Source organism: Vibrio sp. V01_P9A10T6 (genome assembly GCF_963877065.1).
Lineage (GTDB): Bacteria > Pseudomonadota > Gammaproteobacteria > Enterobacterales > Vibrionaceae > Vibrio > Vibrio anguillarum.
The window spans coordinates 1-2689 of the sequence record NZ_CAWNTB010000118.1; the positions used below are offsets into that span (position 1 = coordinate 1).

At 40.1% G+C, this 2689-nt stretch carries 5 protein-coding genes; 3 read left to right on the top strand and 2 right to left on the bottom strand.

Going from position 1 to position 2689, the window contains the following annotated elements:
• Positions 1 to 12: 12 nt before the first annotated feature.
• Together AACQ21_RS06495 and AACQ21_RS06500 are read right to left on the bottom strand one after the other, a co-directional pair.
• Complete coding sequence (locus AACQ21_RS06495; protein WP_105977313.1) at positions 13 to 303, bottom strand: type II toxin-antitoxin system RelE/ParE family toxin; 291 nt, start codon at positions 301 to 303, stop codon at positions 13 to 15.
• Positions 296 to 517, bottom strand: coding sequence for a TA system antitoxin ParD family protein (locus AACQ21_RS06500; RefSeq protein ID WP_105977314.1), 222 nt, complete (start codon positions 515 to 517; stop codon positions 296 to 298). The genes AACQ21_RS06495 and AACQ21_RS06500 overlap by 8 nt, the downstream gene beginning before the upstream one ends.
• A 253-nt stretch (positions 518 to 770) precedes the next feature.
• Between AACQ21_RS06500 and AACQ21_RS06505 the strand changes: the two genes are divergently transcribed.
• From AACQ21_RS06505 to AACQ21_RS06515, 3 genes are all read left to right on the top strand, one after another.
• Positions 771 to 1286, top strand: a complete 516-nt coding sequence (locus AACQ21_RS06505; protein ID WP_055028451.1) for a DUF6933 domain-containing protein — start codon at positions 771 to 773, stop codon at positions 1284 to 1286.
• A gap of 134 nt (positions 1287 to 1420) precedes the next feature.
• Entirely contained in the window at positions 1421 to 1930 is a 510-nt protein-coding gene (locus tag AACQ21_RS06510; RefSeq protein WP_017046323.1) for an ATPase AAA, read from the top strand.
• A 135-nt stretch (positions 1931 to 2065) separates the two neighbouring features.
• On the top strand, positions 2066 to 2590 hold the full coding sequence (locus AACQ21_RS06515) for a hypothetical protein (RefSeq protein WP_105977315.1): 525 nt from the start codon (positions 2066 to 2068) through the stop codon (positions 2588 to 2590).
• Positions 2591 to 2689 lie beyond the last annotated feature (99 nt).

The following is a 2689-nucleotide window of genomic DNA, read 5'->3' on the forward strand; positions in this document are numbered from 1 at the left end:
ATTCTTTCAGATTCAGTAAAACAACTTGACATCACGATAGAAGTTTTCGTGTGAACCAAGCGCTATCAATTCAAGGGTAACGGTGCCATCTTGATAACTGTAACCTAGCAGAGTCAACTGTTTTACCATCTTAAATTTATAGACTCTAAGAAAGGATAAATCGCCTTTCTTTTGTTCACCTAAAAGCGGATTCTCGATCAGTGCTTTGACGGCATTATCGAGATCCACTTTTTGATTTTGGTGCAGTTTTTTTACTGTTTTTTTGAAAGATGGAGTCTGAAGAACCTGTGTTATTTTAGCCAAAGTTGTAAGCCTCAAGTTTGCCTGCTTCTTTTTCAGCTTTCGCAATAATGGCTTGTCTCACAAATTCATAAGGTAGATCTGGATTGTCTTCCATCATTTCGCCGATTTTAGCCCAATGCTCAATTTGTTTAGGCGTGGTACGATTCAGGGCTTTAGCCATTATAGCTGCTTTATCGACGAGCTCTTGATCAAGACGTATGCTTGCAGTTGACATGATATAATCCTCTTGTAAGTTTTAAATGATTGTAGCGTAACGCTACATGGGTGGCAATATGAATCATAACAAACGCTTCAAGAGGGACAGCCAACGCGTGGCATTTTTACTATGCGTTGGTTTTGATGATTACGATGTTATGCGGAAAGTTAGTAGTTGCGTTGGCTGCCCCTTAAGCGGGCGTTATGTTGCAATTGGCTTTAGGAATGCTCTAAAGTATCGATCCTAAACGACTAAGCAGGCAATAAAGCAGATGTATCAATTACGGTGTACCAAAAAAGTTCAGGATGCATTTGGGCTTAAACCATCTGATTTGGCGGAAGCGCAAGATGAAAAATTTGTAATAGGTAATTGGTATGTAAACCTTTTTACTGTTGAGCGTCGTAAGTGCCTCGTTTTTATGGAAGAGCAAACCTTGATGTCATTTGTTCTTATCGGTTTACGAAAAGAACATATCAAAGACATCGGCGTAATCTTTAAAAAAGGTGTGCTACAACTGCTTGAGCTTGAAGGGTTTCCAGATGACATCATAGCTGCCTTTGAGCGAGCTCCTGAAAAGGTTTTGTTCACAAAAACAGGAAGTAGAAAACTGTTGGGCAACATGACGGATGTTCTTAATGGCTATGAGCACTACATCTATTGTGATGGTGGTATGCAGAATTGTGACTTAAGTAACGTGACTTTACGTGTTAACCGGACTCCACAACGCAATCTAGGTTGGGATTATCCAATAGATGCATTAAATAAGCTTTTGGGTTCGGCAACATAACAAACGCCTCAAGAGGGACTGTCAACGCGTAGCGTTTCCAGTCCCAATGAGCCGCGGTGGTGATGGTTGTTGTGTTTGAGTTTGGTGTTATGCGTTGCCAGCCCCTTAGGCGGGCGTTAGCATGCAGAGGTAGCATGAAAAAAATCCTTATCATCGGAAACTCTGGTTCAGGTAAAAGTTGGTTGTCAGGACAGTTATCAAAGAGACTTAGACTAAAAGAAGTTCACTTGGATTCAGTTGTTTGGGAACCTGGTGGCTATAACCAGAAACGCTCTCCTGAAACGATAAAAAGTGAACTGGTAAAATTGAGTATGGATCCATCTTGGATTGTTGAAGGTGTATTTGGTGCTTTAATAGAAGAGTTGATCCCACATGCGGACACTTTGTTGTTTTTGGATCTAAATTGGGCAGTATGTAAGGCTTCGTTACTTGCTCGTGGTTCAGAAAGTTCAAAGCAACTTGATGTAGTAGAAGCCGATAAAAATTTCAAAGAACTACTGACTTGGGCGTCTGAATATTCGATTCGTACATCAAAAACTTCAAGACAGTTCCATGATTATCTTTTCAGCAATTTTTCTGGTACTAAAGTGCGTTTTACATCACGTTTGCAGGTTAGTTCTTTTGCAGCGGGAACAGCATGCTAACAAACGGCTCAAGAGGGATTGCCAACGCATGGCGACTTTAGTGCAAAATTGAAGTTTAGTGTTTACAGTGTGTTTTTTGAGTTCGGCGATGCGTTGTCAACCCCTTAGCCGGGCGTTATGTGAATAGGAGGAGTTGTGAGCGGTAAATTTGGTATGCCTGATATGTCTGGAATTACAAAAGTGTTAAGTTCATTGGAACGTAATCAACCTAGCTTGTCTAAATATAGCCCTATAATTCCTGATAAAAGATCCCGGACGGAAATCCGCGAAGATTTTGAAAAGGAACTTCAAGCTTTAGATAAAGACGCAATCGAAAAGCTGAAAGATGATATTTGCGCTATGGACCAGTATTCCGAGGAGTACAGCAATAGCAAAAATGACGTAGAGAATGCATTGGTAAAGATCCTAAGGTTCTATGATAAATTTGAGAATCTTAATTCCGAAGAAAGTAGAAAAGTGGCTTTGAAAGAGCAAGAGCTAAAGCTAGAGGCTAAGCATGATTGGGCTGAAAAGTTTCGGTTATTTTTCTTTAGAGTTCTCGCATCAGTCTTGTTCATAGTTACGTTGTTTACCATCGGTTATATCGAAAAAGAATATGATTGGGCTACTTTACCTATGTCTAAATACATATCGACAATGCCTTCACCAGTGTCGAAATAATTCACATAACAAACGCTTTAAGACGGATTCGCAACGCTCGGCGGTTTTGGTTTAATTTAGGTTTTGTGTTTACGGTGTAATAATTGAGTGTAGTAGTAG